Origin of the sequence: Pseudomonas ficuserectae (assembly GCF_024584585.1) — a bacterium.
Taxonomy (GTDB): domain Bacteria; phylum Pseudomonadota; class Gammaproteobacteria; order Pseudomonadales; family Pseudomonadaceae; genus Aquipseudomonas; species Aquipseudomonas amygdali.
The window spans coordinates 5,247,212-5,265,086 of the sequence record NZ_CP085684.1 but is presented as its reverse complement, the minus strand read 5'-3'; the positions used below and the strand labels follow the sequence as shown (position 1 = coordinate 5,265,086).

General features: G+C 53.8%; 14 protein-coding genes and 7 pseudogenes. 5 read left to right on the top strand and 16 right to left on the bottom strand.

The window, feature by feature from the left end:
• Positions 1–94 precede the first annotated feature (94 nt).
• Positions 95–220 (bottom strand): annotated as a pseudogene (locus LJU29_RS23520) (DNA polymerase V subunit UmuC); the annotation flags it as partial.
• 328 nt (positions 221–548) lie between these two features.
• Positions 549–866, bottom strand: a pseudogene (locus LJU29_RS23515) (transposase domain-containing protein); the annotation flags it as partial.
• Between LJU29_RS23515 and LJU29_RS23510 the strand changes: the two are divergent.
• Positions 863–1,072 (top strand): annotated as a pseudogene (locus LJU29_RS23510) (transposase domain-containing protein); the annotation flags it as partial. The pseudogenes LJU29_RS23515 and LJU29_RS23510 overlap by 4 nt on opposite strands.
• Positions 1,073–1,103: 31 nt before the next feature.
• Here the strand turns inward: LJU29_RS23510 and LJU29_RS23505 are convergent.
• From LJU29_RS23505 to LJU29_RS23495, 3 genes and pseudogenes are all read right to left on the bottom strand, one after another.
• Positions 1,104–1,712, bottom strand: coding sequence for a GAD-like domain-containing protein (locus LJU29_RS23505; protein WP_054997438.1), 609 nt, complete (start codon positions 1,710–1,712; stop codon positions 1,104–1,106).
• Positions 1,713–1,723: 11 nt separating this feature from the next.
• Positions 1,724–2,959: pseudogene (locus tag LJU29_RS23500) on the bottom strand (DUF6861 domain-containing protein); the annotation flags it as partial.
• Between the two features lie 145 nt (positions 2,960–3,104).
• Positions 3,105–4,085, bottom strand: a complete 981-nt coding sequence (locus tag LJU29_RS23495; RefSeq protein ID WP_054078085.1) for an IS5-like element ISPsy2 family transposase — start codon at positions 4,083–4,085, stop codon at positions 3,105–3,107.
• Between the two features lie 932 nt (positions 4,086–5,017).
• Here LJU29_RS23495 and LJU29_RS23490 point away from each other — a divergent pair.
• The 4 genes from LJU29_RS23490 to LJU29_RS23475 all read left to right on the top strand — a co-directional run bounded on the left by LJU29_RS23490 (position 5,018) and on the right by LJU29_RS23475 (position 7,242).
• A protein-coding gene (locus LJU29_RS23490; protein WP_257111239.1) for an IS3 family transposase occupies positions 5,018–6,180 on the top strand; the annotation gives its coding sequence in 2 pieces (ribosomal slippage) (positions 5,018–5,273 and positions 5,273–6,180; 1,164 coding nt in all).
• A gap of 129 nt (positions 6,181–6,309) precedes the next feature.
• Positions 6,310–6,534 carry a carbon storage regulator gene (locus LJU29_RS23485; RefSeq protein ID WP_041924429.1) on the top strand — a complete coding sequence of 75 codons (225 nt, stop codon included), beginning with the start codon at positions 6,310–6,312 and terminating at the stop codon, positions 6,532–6,534.
• Between the two features lie 35 nt (positions 6,535–6,569).
• A complete protein-coding gene (locus tag LJU29_RS23480; RefSeq protein WP_005748016.1) occupies positions 6,570–6,986 on the top strand; it encodes a TraR/DksA family transcriptional regulator in 417 nt (138 codons plus the stop codon).
• A gap of 34 nt (positions 6,987–7,020) precedes the next feature.
• Complete coding sequence (locus LJU29_RS23475; protein WP_004663650.1) at positions 7,021–7,242, top strand: hypothetical protein; 222 nt, start codon at positions 7,021–7,023, stop codon at positions 7,240–7,242.
• 78 nt (positions 7,243–7,320) lie between these two features.
• Here LJU29_RS23475 and LJU29_RS23470 read toward each other — a convergent pair.
• The 11 genes and pseudogenes from LJU29_RS23470 to LJU29_RS23420 form a co-directional block, all read right to left on the bottom strand.
• Positions 7,321–7,668 (bottom strand): annotated as a pseudogene (locus LJU29_RS23470) (recombinase family protein); the annotation flags it as partial.
• A 334-nt stretch (positions 7,669–8,002) separates the two neighbouring features.
• Entirely contained in the window at positions 8,003–9,550 is a 1,548-nt protein-coding gene (gene xopAG, locus LJU29_RS23465; RefSeq protein ID WP_050542023.1) for a XopAG/AvrGf1 family type III secretion system effector, read from the bottom strand.
• A 204-nt stretch (positions 9,551–9,754) separates the two neighbouring features.
• Positions 9,755–10,015, bottom strand: a complete 261-nt coding sequence (locus LJU29_RS23460; protein WP_019742064.1) for a hypothetical protein — start codon at positions 10,013–10,015, stop codon at positions 9,755–9,757.
• Positions 10,016–10,699 carry a DsbA family protein gene (locus LJU29_RS23455; RefSeq protein WP_054072138.1) on the bottom strand — a complete coding sequence of 228 codons (684 nt, stop codon included), beginning with the start codon at positions 10,697–10,699 and terminating at the stop codon, positions 10,016–10,018.
• The gene (locus LJU29_RS23450) at positions 10,696–10,995 is read right to left on the bottom strand and encodes a hypothetical protein (RefSeq protein WP_057413645.1); all 300 of its coding nucleotides are present in this window, start codon (positions 10,993–10,995) and stop codon (positions 10,696–10,698) included. Before LJU29_RS23450 ends, LJU29_RS23455 begins: the two co-directional genes overlap by 4 nt.
• Positions 10,992–13,989: pseudogene (locus LJU29_RS23445) on the bottom strand (conjugative transfer ATPase). The gene LJU29_RS23450 and the pseudogene LJU29_RS23445 overlap by 4 nt, the downstream one beginning before the upstream one ends.
• A complete protein-coding gene (locus LJU29_RS23440; protein ID WP_257111238.1) occupies positions 13,989–14,444 on the bottom strand; it encodes a TIGR03751 family conjugal transfer lipoprotein in 456 nt (151 codons plus the stop codon). The pseudogene LJU29_RS23445 and the gene LJU29_RS23440 overlap by 1 nt, the downstream one beginning before the upstream one ends.
• A complete protein-coding gene (locus LJU29_RS23435; protein WP_005783172.1) occupies positions 14,422–15,906 on the bottom strand; it encodes a TIGR03752 family integrating conjugative element protein in 1,485 nt (494 codons plus the stop codon). The genes LJU29_RS23440 and LJU29_RS23435 overlap by 23 nt, the downstream gene beginning before the upstream one ends.
• The gene (locus LJU29_RS23430) at positions 15,896–16,819 is read right to left on the bottom strand and encodes a TIGR03749 family integrating conjugative element protein (protein ID WP_122322120.1); all 924 of its coding nucleotides are present in this window, start codon (positions 16,817–16,819) and stop codon (positions 15,896–15,898) included. Before LJU29_RS23430 ends, LJU29_RS23435 begins: the two co-directional genes overlap by 11 nt.
• Positions 16,816–17,483: pseudogene (locus tag LJU29_RS23425) on the bottom strand (PFL_4703 family integrating conjugative element protein). The gene LJU29_RS23430 and the pseudogene LJU29_RS23425 overlap by 4 nt, the downstream one beginning before the upstream one ends.
• Complete coding sequence (locus tag LJU29_RS23420; protein ID WP_005759777.1) at positions 17,480–17,872, bottom strand: TIGR03750 family conjugal transfer protein; 393 nt, start codon at positions 17,870–17,872, stop codon at positions 17,480–17,482. The pseudogene LJU29_RS23425 and the gene LJU29_RS23420 overlap by 4 nt, the downstream one beginning before the upstream one ends.
• Positions 17,873–17,875 lie beyond the last annotated feature (3 nt).

Below are 17,875 nucleotides of genomic sequence, written 5' to 3'. Positions count from 1 at the left end.
GCTAAAAAGCGAAGATAATTGAGCAAATTTCGACATGCATCGTTTTTTGAAAAGTGCTGAGGACTCGGTAGCCGGAAAACATCCGGCTACTTCAGACCTTCCCTAGCGTTTTCGTAGGACCGATGCCAACGCCCACAGGAATGCCAGTGCATTTGAGAATGGTCGCCCGGATGCGTCGACCGAAAGCTGTTAGATCTCCAGGGATCCCAGTGAGGTCTGCAACGCCTCATCAATGTAAAGGAAAGATGTCAACCCATGGACATCGATTTGGATGAATATTTGTGAGGGTTTAAATTAGGTCTTCGATGTCCATAGACAATACACATTTTTCACAGAAATGGATCACGTGGTGTCCATGGCAAATACCTGAATTTTGTGGCGACGAAAGCTAGCGTGATCAAGATGAGCCAGAAATCGCGGTTGTGGCCACGATTCAATTGAAGGCCCTCTGTAGGGATCTATAGGCAGTGGCCGTCGTTAGTGCCAGAGCAGAAGGGTTTAGAGTAAGCGCTCCATAAACCTCACATACCGCAAGGTGAGGCTATGGCTTACCGTGGCATTTCCGGTGAGCAGTTCCACGGCAGCAAGGCTTCGTAATCCTCAACCGATTGCGCTTGCGGCAACCGCTCGAGTACGTGGCGCAGCCACGTATAGGGCTCTTGACCGTTTGCCTTTGCGGTCTCTACCAAACTGTAAATCTGTGCACTGGCCGTGGCAACGTTGACGGTATCGCTGAACAGCCACGCCTTGCGCCCGATCACAAACGGCTTGATCGCCCTTTCGGCGGCGTTGTTGTCGATGGGCAAATAACCTGCTTCGACATAGCGCTCCAGCCGACTCCAGTTGCTGGCCATGTAATTGACGGCCATGTGCACTTGGACGCAAGAACTGGCTCTTTGCAGGATCGTTGCACAGCGGCAAACGGGCGGCGGCGATCATGAGTTTGATCCCGTCTGCGCGGCTGAATGGCCATGATCCTTACGCGTATCTAAAAGATGTCCTCACGCGCCTGCCGACGCAGCGGGCGACTGAAATCGATCAATTGCTACCGCATAAGTGGCAACTGGATTAAATACCCCAGGCGATATGCGCGCATGCATTCCTTAAAAGCTATATGGCTCAAGCTCTGCAAGCTGGGACAACAGGATTAAATGCTCCACTGTTTTTAGTTTCTCAACATGATCAAGAGATGCCGATCCGCCAAGCATTAACGCTGGAACAAAACCATACATTTCATCATGGCGCAACGTGCCGAGCTTTTTCTTCGCCGGTGTGAACAAGTCATCGAAATCGTTATACTCAACTTCTATAGATAGAAGAAAGTTTTGTAGCTCTCTATCCATCTCATCACTAGTAATTTCAAAGTCATGAATGACACACCGAGAAATACAGCTAGTGATTTTAAGTGAAAATCCTGTTTTTTCGCCCCATAGGTACAGGTCACCAAAGGCGCTGCGGGCAATCAGGTGGTAGGTATCGCGCTGTTCAAATTTGGTCCCTTCAATCCATGACGCTACCACCCCTTCGTATTCTTGCGGGTTAACTATCCAGAAAATCCCCTCACCGTAACCGCACCAGCCGTGCTCGGCCCAGTATTCCAACAACTTATTGGGTAGCTTGCCTCTATAGAGTTCAATACTTGACGTTGGTACTTCCTGCCGATCAACAGGCCCGCCAAAGGTTTGCAAAAAAATTGAAAACACTTCATCCATAGCTTTTCCCCTTAACATTTATGCAGCTTTACATTGAGATAGGTGTCACCACGTAAAGTTGCTGGCACTGCCTCCACGGCCTTTTTCAAATTTGTAATTTTTGGCCCCCACTGAGGACCTATGCTGGAGTTGACTTGTCGGTCACCGAAATCGGCGATGATATCTTTCCCGCCAGCGCTCAGATCAGGGTTGTGTAGTCCTGCTAGGTTCGACATCGTTTCCTTGGCTTTTTTCACACTCTCTGCTTTCGCAGCTACGGGGCCTAGCGTTTTCGAATATTCCCTTTGAAATCGTGTTTGCAAGCTGGCTTGTAAATGTTTTCTAGCCCGTCGGGCAGCCGTTTGGCTACGCTTCGCCGGATTGGCGATATTCTCTAAATACTCATCAACCGTCAGCCGATTCAGTCCGTCCTCCTGCCCCTTCAATTGCCGCTCGAACTCTCCGACTTTAGAGGCTGGCATCTTGTCTGCCTTGAAGCATTCGACGTCATGGCGCGGCATGGTATTTGGCTTGCCTTTGGGCGGCTCTTTGTCTTTTCCAGATGGGCTGTTCGGTGGTGACTCCTGCGGCCCAAGTGCGCCTCTGCGAGGCTCTGCCGTTTGTAGGTCAGGGTGTTTTTTCAATGCTTCTTCGTGCTTGAGCATCCACTGGCCAAGCTTTGCACCTCTCTCGCTGCCTCGCATTTCGGTTGCAAGCACCCTTGCGCTTCCACGACCCCGCGTCAGATAAGCAACGATGGCGCTTAGCAGGAGAATCACTACGGCCTCATGGGAGCTTGCAATATCCCACGCACCTTGTTGTGCTGCCATGCTGTCATCGGAAAAGGAACTCAACGGATTGCCGGTTCGCTCTCGAGGGCCGTTCCAAGCGGTGGAAACCCCACGAATGTAGCCCGTAGCTATCGGCTTAAGGCCTTCTGTGAAGAATTCAGCAATCGAGGCCAGCCCCAGTACTCCAAGAATCCAAGTTCCCGCTTGCACTCCGACCAGTGCTCCTGCCGTCGCGCCTGGGAACGCGCCGATGCCGCCAGCGAGTAATCCGATCCCTCCACCTATCGTAGCGCCAGTTAACGCACTGCCGATAATGATTATGGCCATGTCGACCACTGCGCTAATCATCTCATCAAGGATGCTTCGAATATCAAGGTCAGAAAAGCGCTTCAGGATGCTGTTGGCGGCCTCTTTTTCGCCCAGATCACAAGCTCGGCGGACACATCTGACCCGGCGATAAATCAGATCGATACTAGGGAAGGTCTGAAGTAGCCGGATGTTTTCCGGCTACCGAGTCCTCAGCACTTTTCAAAAAACGATGCATGTCGAAATTTGCTCAATTATCTTCGCTTTTTAGCTCTTTCGGCCGCTGCAAAGCCTTTTGCGGTAACCATTTCCTGCATTACACGCGCACCTCTCCTGCGCTCGCCAACAAATGTCGACGGGCCATCCACAGGTTTGACAGGGCGAACAACGTCACCATCTGCGCGGTGTTCTTGGCCAAGCCCCGAAAGCGCACTTTTTCATAGCCAAACTGGCGTTTGATGACCCGAAACGGATGCTCGACCTTGGCGCGAACCTGGGCCTTGGCCTTCTCGATTTTGCGGATCGCCTTGTACAAAATACTGCGTTTTCCATGCTTTTTGTAAGTGCTGCGGCGGGCGGCAATCTGCCAAATGACCTTGCGCCCAGCGTGTTCTTCGCGCTTCTCGACCCCGGTGTAACCTGCGTCGGCGCAGACTACGTTTTCCTCGCCGTGCAGCAGTTTGGCAACCTGCGTGACGTCTGCCACATTGGCCGCTGTTACTACCACGCTGTGCACCAGGCCTGACTCGTCGTCGGCGCCGATGTGAGCCTTGGCGCCGAAATAGTACTGGTTACCTTTCTTGGTTTGATGCATCTCAGGATCGCGTTTGCCATCCTTGTTCTTGGTCGAACTGGGCGCGTGAATCAGCGTGGCATCGACGATGGTGCCTTGACGCAACGACAAGCCACGGTCGCCCAGATAACCATTAATTACGCCGAGAATCCCGGTCGCCAACTCGTGCTTTTCCAGCAGACGACGGAAGTTGAGAATGGTGGTTTCGTCTGGAATTCGCTCCAGGCTCAGGCCTGAAAACTGACGCAGGATGGTCGTCTCATACAGCGCTTCTTCCATCGCCGGATCGCTGTAGCCGAACCAGTTCTGCATCAGATGAACACGCAGCATCGCCATCAGTGGGTAGGCGGGCCGGCCACCTTCTCCTTTTGGATAATAGGGCTCAATCAGGGCAATCAAACCTTTCCAGGGCACCACCTGATCCATCTCGATCAGGAACAATTCCTTACGGGTCTGCTTGCGCTTGCCGGCATACTCGGCGTCGGCGAAGGTCATCTGTTTCATCATCGAAAAGCTCGGCGACTGGTGTCCGGAGATTTTGCCAAATTAGGAAGTCTTTTTCAGAGTTTCCCTAGGTACATTTATGGAGCTGGGTGGGCTGAGAGGACTCATGCCCCTTTCGCGTCCCCCTAGGCCGCGCTTACTAAATAGGCGTTCGGCATAAGCCTCGATATCGAGCCAACTGGGGATCCTTGTCCATAAACGCATTCATCGCTCCTGCGTTCGGGGGGAGAATTTGGAAAGCTAAACTTTGTGCCATGTTATGTCAAAAGTGATTTCAAGGGATCCAAACCTTTAAGGTAGCGGCAGTCGAAAGGCTCGTGCCAGAAGATTACCGCTTCCCTGTGGTTCAGGCAGTGCGATGCAGAGTCAGGATACTCACGTCGGACGTCTAAAAATTTACCTGCTAGATGACTTCGCCAGACGCATACGCTACAAAGGCGCTTTCACCGATCAATCTTCCCGCTGTTTTAGAAAACCGACTTTTTCAACAGAATCGGCTATTAGCAGACGTTTGTAGGGAACACGGATGCGCCGGATTCAGCCTGGTTGCCATCCAATACTGGAGAGCGCTCAATCCTTACCGGCTCTCTGCATCAGGGTTGACCGTCGCACCTTTTTCACCCGTGCGGGAAGCTATGGGATTGCCTGAAACTCGCCTTTGGCAAACCAGTTGCTCTCCTTGATTCTAGCCAGTGCCGCTGCAGGGTCGGACGACCAGAGCACAAGGGCAAGCGACTCCTGCGCGCGGCTGCAGGTTACGTAAAGCAGCCGCAAGGTGCGGTCGATAGTCGTCTCTTTGCCCAGCTCTACGTTTTCTTTGTCCCGCTTGCTAAGCTCCACACCACCAAAAATCTTGTCGTAGGAAATAATGTAGTGGTCTAATGGTTCCGGACACTCATTTAGGCGAGAATATCGCCAGATAGAGGTGTCTGATGACCAAACAACGCCGTACCTTTTCCGTTGAATTCAAACGCGAGGCCGCAGGCCTCGTGCTCGATCAAGGCTATAGCCATATCGAAGCCTCCCGCTCGCTTGGGGTGGTCGAATCTGCGCTGCGTCGCTGGGTCAACCAGCTTCAACAAGAGCGCAACGGTGTCACTCCACAGAGCAAAGCCCTCACGCCCGAGCAGCAAAAAATCCAGGAGCTCGAAGCCCGGATCGCCCGTCTTGAGCGGGAGAAATCCATTTTAAAAAAGGCCACCGCGCTCTTGATGTCGGAAGAGCACGAGCGCATGCGCTGATTGATCAGCTCAGTGTCCATGAGCCAATCGAATTGCTGTGCGAAGTGTTCGAGGTACCTCGCTCGTGCTACTACAACCATTGCCTGCGGCGTCGGTCTCCAGACGCCGAGCGGGTTCGTTTACTTAGCCGAGTCAATGAGCTGTTCGGGCAAAGTCGAGGCGCTGCCGGCAGCCGCAGTATCGTGTCGATGATGCAGGCGGATGGCGAGCAAATCGGTCGGTTCAAGGTGCGTAGCTTGATGCGGGAGCTGGGATTAATCAGCAAGCAACCAGGCTCGCATGCTTATAAAAAAGCAACAGTGGAGCGGCCTGACATTCCGAACATTTTGAATCGGGAGTTCGATGTACCCGCGCCCAATCAGGTCTGGTGTGGCGACATCACCTACATCTGGGCGCAAGGAAAATGGCATTACCTGGCGGTGGTTATGGATCTTTACGCGCGTCGGGTGGTGGGCTGGGCGTTTTCGAACAAACCGGATACGGACTTGGTGATCAAGGCGCTGGACATGGCTTATGAGCAACGCGGCAAGCCTCAGGGCCTGCTGTTTCATTCCGACCAGGGCGTCCAATACGGGAGCCGACAGTTTCGCCAGCGGCTTTGGCGATACCGCAGACGCCAGAGCATGAGTCGTCGTGGCAACTGCTGGGATAATGCGCCGATGGAGCGGGTGTTCCGGAGTTTGAAAACTGAGTGGATACCGACCGTGGGCTACATGACGGCCCAAGAGGCTCAGCGAGACATCAGTCATTATCTGATGCATCGCTACAACTGGATTCGGCCACACCAGTTCAATAACGGACTGGCGCCAGCTCAGTCCGAAAAAAGACTTAACGTCGTGTCCGGGATCAGTTGACCACTACAATACTCGGCGTCGGCGAAGGTCATCTGTTTCATCATCGAAAAGCTCGGCGACTGGTGTCCGGAGATTTTGCCAAATTAGGAAGTCTTTTTCAGAGTTTCCCTAGGTAAAGAGGAAAATCGTATGCTCCTTCTGACTCGCCGCGAAGGTGAAAATATTATGATTGGCGATGGAATTCAGATCCAAGTCTTAAGCGTTTCAGAGGATACTGGGAATGTACTTATCCAGATTGAAGCCCCGGATGTCGTCGAGGCCCAAGGCAGAACCGTTGGGAACGAAGTGACCGCTCACAAGCCTGGCCCTGTTATTACTCATAAGCGGCGGTGGCGTTCGTTGGTCACTCAGTAGGAAGTTTGGATGACCAACCAGATCAGGAGCACAAGATGGCATTGATGAGCGTTGACCAACTGCTGAATCAAGCAGAGGACGAGTACATGAGCGTAGACCAGCTGGTCTTTTTCAAAGACAGGTTGGAGGTCAAAGCCGCAGAGCTTCGTGATCGCTTGCTCAGCTGTCAGGTCAGTTGCGAGATCGAGCGTCACCCGGACGAAGCCGACTTCGCTTCCGATGAGGAAAACAGAGCGGTGGCAGCAAGCATGATAGAAAGGGACAGACAGACGTTGAGCCATGTGCTTAAGGCCCTGGAAATTCTCGCTCTGGGCGACTACGGTTTTTTTCAGGAAACTGGTGAGGCCATAGGCATAAAACGCCTGCTACTGGTCCCCGAGTCGTTGTACTCGGTCGAATCGATGCGTGCGCTGGAGGCCAAGGGAATGCACCAACGCCAAGCGGCCCAGTAAAGTCGCCGCAGCGATGTGATCCAGGAGAATTGCGATGACTGCAAAAAGTGTCGAGCGCGATATGGCTATCTCAGAGCTTGCCGACCATTTGGAGCGCGATCTGATGCCTTGTCCAGCAGGACGTACCGCACTGCTGACTTGGATAGAAAAAAAGCTGGCTCAAATAGCGCTCAATCCTGTACCCACAGCAGCTGATGCTGCGTGGTTGATCGAAAGCGCTTATATCCAATGGGCCGCTGCACAGCCAAAGGGCTAAGGGAAATTCTATGAACGCGATTGCTACCCCTGTTATGGGGTTCATAACGTTTACTGAGCCGCTTCAGGCCAAAGGCTATATTTTCTTTTGTTGATAGTCCTTCTTGGTGATCTCGGCCATCATATCTATCATCATGCAGTTGATGGCCTCCAGCATGCGGTGGGTGGACTCGTCCCCTGAATGCGCCTTCATGCCTTGATGACTGGTAGGCAGATCCACCGAGACGATCCGTATGCCTCGGTTATCGATTGCTGTTTTGAGGGATCGCCATGACTGGTCATCCATCCGCGACGGCCGATCGATACTTTCCACCAGCGGCACGTCACTTCAGCGAGAATCTTTGAGTAGTCGGATTAATTCCGGGCGGTCGGCAAGGCTGTCACTGGCATTTTCCATGTAACACGATGCGTTGGCCTTGCCGTAGCTGCGGCCTCGCATCGCGCCTTTGTCACGCACCTGTGCGCCCGATCGACCTAAGCGAATCGGCAGCAAAGCCGGTACACAGGTCAGACGAGATGACCAGACAAGCAAAGCAACAGCTGATGAAGCGCTTCACAAGCGGTCAGGTCGATATCTGCAAAAAGCTGCTGAAACTGAGTCGCCAGGTTATGCCGCATCTGCGGACTTCTCTATGCACCTTCATTGGGCGATAAGAAATATCACGCAGCTATCGGGTGGGGGAGGGGCGAGGAGCAATGGAACAGAAAGTTAACTTAACCCCGACGCCCGTCCGCAAATACGCATGCTGCCTACAGAAACGTTACGAATCAGGCTTGTCAACCGAGCTACTGTATAGCTGCGATTGTACATTGATCGCCCTTCCGCCATAAAACTCTGTCGCTGCAGCCTTGCATGCGTCATTGTAAAAATCTTCAGCATCCTCCACTGTGTAGCCAGCTCCAACGAAACACCCGTGCGCAATTTCCCTAAGAGTGTGGCGTTCACTACTGGCGTTGTCGTAAATCGCATTAAGGCATCCTACTATGGCGATCACGTCTTTCTTGGAAAGTCTGTCCTCACCACTCAACAAGCGTGCATGATTGATGTATGCCGATACGTTATATCCAGTAAATGAATCAGCCAGACCAGAAGAATCCTCAAAGCTGGAAACATCTTCATTCATCTTGAAATGGGCGATAGGGATGTATTTCATTTCACCCAGCTTTTTGGCTGTCAGATCACTTATTGCTTTTTCATCTTTCTTGTAAATCGACTTTTGCAAAAATATGTTAAGCTTGTTTAGTGTAGGTCCTGCAAGGCTAGTATTGCGCCGTGCAATTCCTTTTTCCATATCGGTTTGTGTAAACGGCCTAGTTGCGCCAAGCTTTTGATTTTCCTGAGAAGAAACTAGACCCTTTTTTTCAAGAAAGGGCATCAGTACTTTGTGAGCATCTCCCCAATTTTCTGAACTACAGTACAACGGCCTGAGTATCAGCAGAGCTTGCCCTGCACGGAATTGGGCTTCAGGACTTAGGCCCTCACTTTTCTGTAGGAGCGGCTGCAATGCATCGACACAATTTCTTGGCGTCAATGCCCGCTCACTGTTGATTGCTCGGGCATGATGGTTCTCGCCTTTTTCAATAAAAGGATTAGAGACAGATCGTGATGCATAGCCGTAAGACCCTGTCTCTTGATTTGGAACGCCGGACAAAGAATACTTATTTTTGCAATCATAAGACGCGCCCTTGGTTATATCGAAATCTGGCGGAGTTTGGACAATACCGTGTTTTTTCAACAACTCAGGCTTGACACGCTCACCCATGATGCAAGAAATATTATTAGCTATGGAATCATGCGCTTCCTTGGTGTCGATTAAGTTCTTCATGTGCACTTTTGTAGCGGCGCGAAAATCCAACATCGTAACGAAAAGGTTTTCCCCGCACAATTTTGGCAATAATGAAGAACGCGTCGGCGCAACACCTCCAAAATTGGCACGATTATGGTAGGCATGATAATTAGCTTCTGCCTTTTTCTCTGCCTTCTGCAGGCGGGCGTCGCTGGTAAAGCCTTGTTTGCCGTCATTTAAGGAAGTGGTAGAAAGAAAAAAATCATTGACTGTTTTGTCGTAGAGGTAGGCGCTGCCCGCAAGATAAGCAGCGTACCTCATACTTCGGAGGTGTGATCGAGAGCCATTACTAGATTTGCCTTTCGAATCGCCCTCGTGTGTCCGTGCGGTTTGAGTTGCGCTCAGCGCAGCGGACTCATTATTTTTTGCTATTGTATTAGCCGCTTCTTTCGTAGACGAGGCATTAAAGGTATTCTGCACCAGTCTTGAGGCTGAGTAGAGATGACTGTTCCTTATTTGCATAATCTATATCTCCTAATGCTATGAGGCATTTGTTCATGTAACAAGATTATACGTGGTCATCACAAAGCATAGAGTTCCGCAGAAAATTTCTGTCCGGGGAATGGAAGGTTCAGCGCTTTCCAGTCGTTACGTTTGATGCACTTGATAGCGTAGGTCTTCGATTGCTCCCTTCGGAGGTGTTCCGCAGCCGCTTCGCGCTCCTCCTCAACGATCCGAGCTTCGTCGCTTGAGCCTGCTCAGGTCCGCCAGTTTGGGAACGTCACTGAGAATAAGTCGGCATCTTGCGCCGTAGGGAACTGCGTAGCGCATCTTGCAGCGCGCTTGCAGCATAGCAAGCTCTTCCACAAGCCAGTACGCGTTGTTGGCAACGATCTTCGCCATCTGATGAAAACCAAGTGAGCCATAGCTACGGACCTGCACCCATAGTAAGCGCGCTTGTAAGGCTTGTTCAAAGGCTGGGTTCATTTATAAATCCTTCGTGCTGGCCAGCCAGTCGATTGCGGAAAGCAGCACGTTACCGTCAGGTGCTCCCTGCAGCTTGATCGATCGTCCAGAGACTTTATCCTTGATGACCAGCGTCGGTGTGGCAGTGATGCCGTCCAGGCCGGCCTTGTGCGCCTGGCTAACAACGGTCTGTCGGACAGCCGGGTTGCTCGACGCGCAGTTATCGATGAAGTGCTGTCGATCCTCAAGCCCCGGGATCTGCGGATTGCCAGCAGTTCCAGCACCGTTCGACCGAGTGCGCTGATAAATGAGTTCGACGGCGAGCCAGAAAGCGTCATTGCCGCGCTCAATCCCCGCGCACTCAGCCCACCGAGCTTCATAGCTCGCGGTCGGCTCGTGCATGGGAAGAGGGAGGTTGTGCCACTGCAGGTTCACGTCTGGATGCTGATCCACCCATGCTTTGAGCTGTGGGAAGTAATCCTTGCAGTACGGGCATTCCAGATCTGCATACTCGACGATGGTGAATCTGGCACTGCTGCTCCCGTAAACCCAAGCGCCATTATGCTTCGTCTGTTTGGATGTCTGGCTGACGGTGTTGAGCATTTGCATGGCCTGTCTGACATCTGGCAGGCATTTAAAGGCCAGAATTGCCAAGGCTACCGCACCGATGCCGTACAGGATCTGGCGACGCGTGGGGCTCATCATGCGGAGGCCTCTTTGTTGAGGAGCTGCTTTGCCAGCAGCTCCTGATCTAGCAGCGTTAGAAGAGCTTTCTGGGCGCTTTCAGGCTGTGGGTGGTGCTCAAGCCACTGGTCCAGCGCTTTGTGCAGTTGGGATTGAATCTCCCTGCGATCTACTGCTACATGTTTGACGACTTGTAGGTGCTCGATCAGTACCGGCGCGCAGATCTTCAATGCGAGCAGGGAGTCTTCCTGGGGGCACTGAAGTATTTGGGTAAGACTGTCGATCAGATTTTGAGTCAGGGCATCCATGGCTCTCATGCCAGGTTCTCCAATGCACGGGGTGTTGGGAATGTAATGTTCAGGGGTTCAATACCTCGTTTCCGGTCTAGATCTGCAGCTACTTCCAGGGCAGCTCCCAGCTCGTCGACACCCATTGACTGCATCAGGTCGTAGCGCTGTTTTTTCTCTTCAGGCTCGGTCATGGCCAATGCCAGGTACAGGCTCGGCGGAACAGCGCGAAACAGGACTTCCATCGATTTCGAAAGAACCACGCCTTCGGTGTATTTACCGCTTTCTTTGCGTGCTGACAGCATCAAGCCCTTCTGGGCAGGAGTTAGCTCACGGAAACGGGAGATCTTTTCCACTTCATCCGGGGGCATGTTCAGACAGATCCACCACTCGATCATGTTGAGCATCGGCGCAGCCGCAGGGGGTAAGTCATCGATGTTCTGAGTTGCAAGCCAGAACCATGCTCCGAGCTTTCGCCACATTTTGGTGATCTTCATAATGTAAGGGGCGAGGAGGGGGTTTTTGGTAATGATGTGGCCTTCGTCTGTCACGTTGACCAGAGGACGGCCCTTGTACTGATCACGCTCCGCTATGTTGTTCACGGTGTTGATCAGCGAGATATAAGCGATCGACAACTGGGCGTTGTAGCCCTCACGTGCATAGGTGGCCAAGTCGACGATGGTCAGATCTGCCTCAGGCCAAGGCGTACCAGTACGGTTGAACATCTCCCCGTCGGCGCCCATGCAAAACATGTCCATGGCTTCGGCCATTTCAAGCATCCGATTGCGTCTGCCCTCCGGAATCGAGGTGTCTTCCCCGGCCGCGCGCAACGCATTGCGGACATCTTCCGTCAGGACGGTGCGATCGGCGTCGGAGCAAATTCTGGCCGCAGCAAGGATGCACTGTCGGATTACGCTGCGGTCAGCCCGGGTCAGCCGAGCTTCCTCTTTTTCCTCACCGCCGGTGATCATCAAACGGGCTACGATTTCCATCTCGCCGAGGACATCCCGTTCGTCATCGTCTTCATCGGGCTTGGCATTCATGTCCTCGTCAGAGCTTTCTAGGTCATCAGCGTCCAAGGTCTTGACCTGGCTCGGGGTGTTTACCAATCGAATAGCGTCGGCGAACGGAGCCAAGCTAACGCCCGAGTTCGGGGCCAGCTTGATCCTGTTGACCGTCAACCCAAGCTTTTTCGCGAAATCCCCTAAGAGGCCGAAACTGTTACCCGCCTCGACGATGAACAGGCGGGGAGCGTAAACCGCAATGAGCTGGTTGAGCAGGTTATTCAACGTGGCAGACTTACCTGCCCCTGTGGGGCCGAACAGAAACATGTGGGCATTCATCTGACGATCCAGCTTGTTGAATGGATCAAATGTCAGTGGAGCCCCACCACGGTTGAATAGCGTGATGCCAGGATGCCCAGTACCACTGGAGCGACCCCACACAGGGCACAGGTTTGCAACATGCTGGGCGAGCATCATCTGCACGTACCAGTCCATGGCTCGCTTTTGATTGACGTCGAAGTTCCCGGGTAGCCAGCGTAGGTAGCTGTTGAGCGGGGCCACCTCGTCGTCAGTTGCTACGGGTTCCATACCGGCACCCAGCAATGCGTTGGTCAACTGCATGCTGCGCGCGGTGAGCTGTGCTTCGTCATTTCCTTTGAGGTAAAAGTCGATGCTGCCTCGGTACAGCTTGTGTTCACGACCGATCAGTTTCCTGGCATCGTTTACCGCTTCGCGGGTCAGTAGTGAAGCTTGGTTGTCACCCACCGACTTGCGTGCCAGCTTTTCAAGATGAGCCTCAAGCACGTCTGAGGGGTGATGACTAGGGTGATGGCCAGCACAGTGTCCTCAGGCAACTTGTCGAACAGGGCATGCAAGGCATCACCGCCTTTACGTGTTTCGCCAGTCAGGTGGCCGGTCTTCGGGGCTTCGCGCAGCCGATCCAGCATGATGACTTTGTGAGGCTGGCCATCGAAGTACCACAAGCCTTTTTGACTGTCGGATTTTGGCTCTCGATAAAAGAGTCTCTGCGCGAAGTCGTCGCCAGTGACCAGTGGGAGATCCTCGCCGGCATCCTCTGTGCGTTTGTTCACCAGTTGAAAGAAGCGATCAAAGTCTTTGAGCGTCGTTCCCAGGTGATCGGGGTGAGGGTTGAACCACTGCAGGAGCCAGTGTCGAATATCGTAACCGTCCATCCGTTTGCTTTTAATGCCGGCGTTGGCCAGGCCTCCTGTGAAGCGCTGACAGATGTTATCCAGATGGTTTGGCCACGGAAAGCTGCATCTCCGACTACCCGGCGATATACGACTACCCGCACGCGGCGTTGCTGGCCACGCCAAGGCAATTTGGAAACCGTGGTGTCTTCAAAAAGACCACCAGGTTTGGCGATTGCATCGAGGTGATGCTTGAACAGATCCAGGTACAGCTCCGAGAAAGGGCTGCCTTTAGCCTGTGGTCGGATGTATTCCCGCAGGTTCCGAAGGTAGTCATCCCAGCTGGTTTCGTCCTTCGCGTAGAACTGCACAACCCAAGGTGAGGTATCGAGCTCGTCAAAACTGTTTTGGAGAGCGTTCTCCAAGGCATCGCGCACCTTGCGAAGCCATTCGGGATCCCGGCCTTCAGTGCCGATCGGAGTCAGTTCGAAGAATGCTGCCAAGGATTTTCCATCCTCAAGCAGCATCGCTTGCTCAGCAGGCAGGTACTCAATCCATGGAAGGAGGTCGACAAAGCTCGGCTTGACGTCGTACAGCGCGGCGACGTCGCCAACTGTGGCAGGCTTCTGCTTTGGGTTTCTCCAATCGCCTGGCGCAGGTATGCCCTGATCCTCCAGTCGCTTCAGGTAACGCTCAAGGGCAGCATCCACATCGTTTTGGTCTGAAGCTTTCAAATCCTCAACCAGATCATCATCAGGCTGTTCAAATTCGACCGCTGAAGGCTCGCTCAGCAGAGGGGAGCCCGCTATATCCGTCTGCGTAGCTGAATTGAGGGATGCGCGGCTTTTGAGCCGTTGAAAAAGAGTCATCAGTAGTCCTCAACCCGCTCGCCAGGCATGGCGTACTGCACACGCTGATAGAGAGGGAAAACAGTGGTGTAGCCAGGGACTGGTGCTGGATCGGATCCCGCAAGATGTGGAAACACGTACATGACCAGGTCCGGATTGGGCAGTCGCTTGAACTGGCTGAAGATCTCGTTTTGAGCGGTACGGGTGTAGGCCGCGCTGCCCTGCAAGGGCTGGGTAGCGCGTACATCGATTGGACGGCGCAACTCCGAGCTCGCATCGAGCAACTGCCGGCCACTAGCGCTCCCGGCTGAACCGGTCGTGCCTTGGTTCCAGACGTCCATCATGGTGTTTTGACCATGCGGCAGCATTTGGTCTTTGTTTGTCGAGCATCCAGCCAGCAAGCCCGCGGTGAGAACGCAATACAACAGCGCGCTGCGCGCTGACCCCAAGTGATCAGTCCAGGTTGGCATTGGCATGGTTCGCTCCTGAGGCGTACTTGACCTTGCGGCCTTTGAGTTCGTAGTCAATTTCCAGCTCTTGATCGATGTGCAGTGAGACTTGCGCACCAGGCAGGACATAAATGGCCGCGAACGCTTGTCCGTAGAGTTTGTTAACCCAGCTCGAAACGTCCGTGACTCCTTGGGTCAGGATCTTCCCCATCGCCTCGTTACCAGACAAACCGGTGCTACCAAGCGTCCCAGAAGCGTTCGAGACGTATGAGGAGGTGCTTCCCTCGGTCTTGATCAACGATGCTGCTCCAGCGCCTGCTGCGGTGATGAGGGCTTGTGAACCGATGTACTGCTGCGCATTGCTGCGTCGCTCGCCCGCAATACATGGAATGCCATATGGATCACTGATCCAGCCAAGACCACCTTGGATGGGTTGTTGGTCTCCAGAGTTGTTCTGGTTGTTATTCTGTTGATTGCCACCCTGAACCGGTGCCGGCAACGTGCGGACAGTGCCGTCGGTAAACACGAAGGTCAGACTTTTGATCTGCCCCCGCACGCATGATAGGGTCCAGTCGCCGGACGCTGTACCGCTGGCCACCGCACCGGCTACGTCAGGAAGGTCGATGCCATTGGCAGTCAGGTTGTCCGGACCGATTAGCACCTTGAACGGGTAGGGGTCATTAACCGTCCCATCAACAGGAACCCGGCCGATCAACGCGGACATGGCCACCGAGCCCATCAACGTCGAGTTTTGAGGGAGGGTGTAGGCACGTCTTACCTTCTTACGCTCCTGTTGCTGGCCACCCATGTCATCGCGGACAGACTGAGCGCCTGTCGTGAGCGCTTTCTGTCCTCGGTCTACGGACTCGCCGAAGGCTGTAGGAAAGCTGTAGGCGCTCGCGGGGACGCTATTGCCGGCTGTGATCGGTTTACCGTTGCTGTCCAGGGCCGTCGCGTCCTGTGGATCGATCCAAACGATGTCTGAACCGTTTGTTTCCGATTTGAACTGTTGGCCATCACCAGGCTGAACACCCAAGCCAATCGGTAGATCCGAATTGGAATTATTGTTTTGTCCCAGTCGGGTCAGTTCATCCATCTGTTTGCGCAAGCCCTCCAGCACGCTCTGCTGTTGCTGCTGACTATCTAGCTTGAACTGCTCCTGGGCGTTTTTAAGGCGCTGGTCGACGGTCTGGTCAATGTTTGCCAGTCGCTGTTTGAGCGTCTCGTTGTCCTGCTTGTAGGCAGCGTTCTGCGCAAGGACGTCTGTGACCTGTTGCTTGAGCTCGCGTCCTTCAGCGACGACCGTGCGCAGCGTGTCGCTCGGCGTATCGCCTTCTACACCAAGGGCTTTGGCTTGCTCAGCCGTCAGTTTTGGAGCAGGGGTTTCGGTATTAGGTGCGGGAGCACTTCCCAGTGACTTGATGCCGACGAAAATCACTAACAGGAGGAATGGGATCACCAGGTACTTGAGCAGCGGATTACCTTTCATGCTTCGCTCCCTGCGCTGCACGCGGATCTGCTTGGGTCGCCGAGAATACGGCCGCCTGTGTCAGCCCGTGTCCCCGCGTGACAAGGTACAAGGTCGTGGTGTCACTGGCATCGCCGCGTGATCCAAGATAAGGATGTTGGAACGCTGCTGTGACGAATTCACCCATGAGCTCGCGAGGGTCAAGCGTGATGCGCTGCGCCGTCTGATTCTGTAGCTTCACGGCAGTCACCCAAAAATCATCCAGACGCCATGCGCCTAAGGGGGTGGACTTCACCGGTAGAGTGGGAAGCAGGGTGGCCAGATCAAGGCTGCGCTCAACCTTCACCTGTGCGATGCCGTCTACAGGCTCGACGGTGCGCAACGGCGCATAAAGCATCTGGGCTGCATAGCGGGTGAGGACGACTGGGACGGGCGTTTCTCGCTTGACTACTTCCTCTGGTTCATCGTTTTCATCGCTTGAACGGCTGGTTGATTCCGTGCTCTTCGCAGTGGCCTTGGCTGAGCGTGCTGTAGCAGCCCCTCCATACCGTGCGGATGATGTTTCACCTTCGACGATCTTCACCGGCTCCAGCGGCGTTTGATCCGCAGATGCCTCTGTAGCAGCGATGTCGACCAGAATGATTTCACCGGTCTTGGCGTTCTGCAGCTGGAGTCGAGTGGGCTCTATCGCTTCCTTCGCAAACAGGTAAATCGCACCGCCCGTACTCTGCACCCGCAGCTTTTCAGTCAGCGAGCGCGGGAGTCCAACACGAACATTTTGATCAACGAAGACGATGCGTTCCTGATTGATGCGCAGAGGAATGGCCAGCGGCAACCGCTCCCAGCGGAGAATCTCGACTGCCGAGGCGACTTGGGCGTTGCCAGCCAGCACCGCCAGTAATGTCGAGTATGTGATTACCCGCAATACACTCATTTGAAGACTCCTTTCGACGGAGTTGCGGGAGCTTCCACATTGCCCTCGATGCGTTGTGGTGCGCCGTTGTAGCAGTCCCATGCCAAACCGAAGGGATTGGTTTCGGGATCGACGTCCATGCGTACAACGTGGAGCGGATATCTCGCGAGGGCACGCTTGACCAACTGCCCGCCGTAATACTCGTCTGCTGTGATATCGAGCGTGACAGTCCAATCATCGATAGAGTTGGTCACCGTCCTGGTTTCTGGCGAATCTCCATAGCCTCGACCTGGAATTTCATACACGCCTCGGACGCGCTTGCGTAGCTCACCGCTAGACCTGCGCAGTTCAAAATCGCTCTGCAGGTAATGCTTACAAGATGGCGTGATGTAAGCATCCAGGCGGGTGATATTTGCCTGATAATCCAGCTCGCCGTCGACCGCCACCGGTTCATTTGCTGAAAGATGTACAGGCCGAATGTGTATACCGATTGGGGAGGGACATCCCACCACATTCGCGTGCTTCCAGACCGCAGATCTGGCGGAACGTGAACGGTCAATTGCTTCGGCGAACTCCACCAGCCGAAACCAAGGCCTGCTGCCACCAGCGCGATCAAGACTATCGCTATCCTCAAGCTATTGATGTGGGCACGTTGGGAGTCGGCCAACTTCAAGAAACGGCTCATCGTTGCTCGCTCCGGCGGCAAGTCCAGTTGCCTGATCGAAGGACCAGGTTGGCTTTGTTGAATGAGGTCGGACCGAGCATTGCCGTCTGCAGCTGCAACCTGCGGTAGACCCATGTCTCAGGTCTACCGCGTTTGAGGCGTCGCAAAACCCGAGATGCGATGAGCAGTCCCATTACTCCTCCTATCAGGGCGCACACCACGGGCATTGATGGTGTGATGATGAAGGCCAGCGGCAGACCAATCACAAAGCCTACGCCGCTGCAGCCGAATACAGTGACCCACATCTCGTCCGCCGTAAGACCGCCAATCACCACTGGCTGATTGTTCAATCGACTTGGCAGAAAACGCAGGGTGCCGTCTTCATGCTGATCTTGCTGGAGCTCAGTCATGGA

Excerpts from the sequence above, each read along its gene's own strand:
- LJU29_RS23505 (WP_054997438.1), bottom strand. The coding sequence starts at position 1,712 with ATGGATGAAGTGTTTTCAATTTTTTTGCAAACCTTTGGCGGGCCTGTT.
- LJU29_RS23495 (WP_054078085.1), bottom strand. The coding sequence starts at position 4,085 with ATGAAACAGATGACCTTCGCCGACGCCGAGTATGCCGGCAAGCGCAAG.
- LJU29_RS23485 (WP_041924429.1), top strand. The coding sequence starts at position 6,310 with ATGCTCCTTCTGACTCGCCGCGAAGGTGAAAATATTATGATTGGCGAT.
- LJU29_RS23480 (WP_005748016.1), top strand. The coding sequence starts at position 6,570 with ATGGCATTGATGAGCGTTGACCAACTGCTGAATCAAGCAGAGGACGAG.
- LJU29_RS23475 (WP_004663650.1), top strand. The coding sequence starts at position 7,021 with ATGACTGCAAAAAGTGTCGAGCGCGATATGGCTATCTCAGAGCTTGCC.
- xopAG (WP_050542023.1), bottom strand. The coding sequence starts at position 9,550 with ATGCAAATAAGGAACAGTCATCTCTACTCAGCCTCAAGACTGGTGCAG.
- LJU29_RS23460 (WP_019742064.1), bottom strand. The coding sequence starts at position 10,015 with ATGAACCCAGCCTTTGAACAAGCCTTACAAGCGCGCTTACTATGGGTG.
- LJU29_RS23455 (WP_054072138.1), bottom strand. The coding sequence starts at position 10,699 with ATGATGAGCCCCACGCGTCGCCAGATCCTGTACGGCATCGGTGCGGTA.
- LJU29_RS23450 (WP_057413645.1), bottom strand. The coding sequence starts at position 10,995 with ATGAGAGCCATGGATGCCCTGACTCAAAATCTGATCGACAGTCTTACC.
- LJU29_RS23440 (WP_257111238.1), bottom strand. The coding sequence starts at position 14,444 with ATGCCAATGCCAACCTGGACTGATCACTTGGGGTCAGCGCGCAGCGCG.
- LJU29_RS23435 (WP_005783172.1), bottom strand. The coding sequence starts at position 15,906 with ATGAAAGGTAATCCGCTGCTCAAGTACCTGGTGATCCCATTCCTCCTG.
- LJU29_RS23430 (WP_122322120.1), bottom strand. The coding sequence starts at position 16,819 with ATGAGTGTATTGCGGGTAATCACATACTCGACATTACTGGCGGTGCTG.
- LJU29_RS23420 (WP_005759777.1), bottom strand. The coding sequence starts at position 17,872 with ATGACTGAGCTCCAGCAAGATCAGCATGAAGACGGCACCCTGCGTTTT.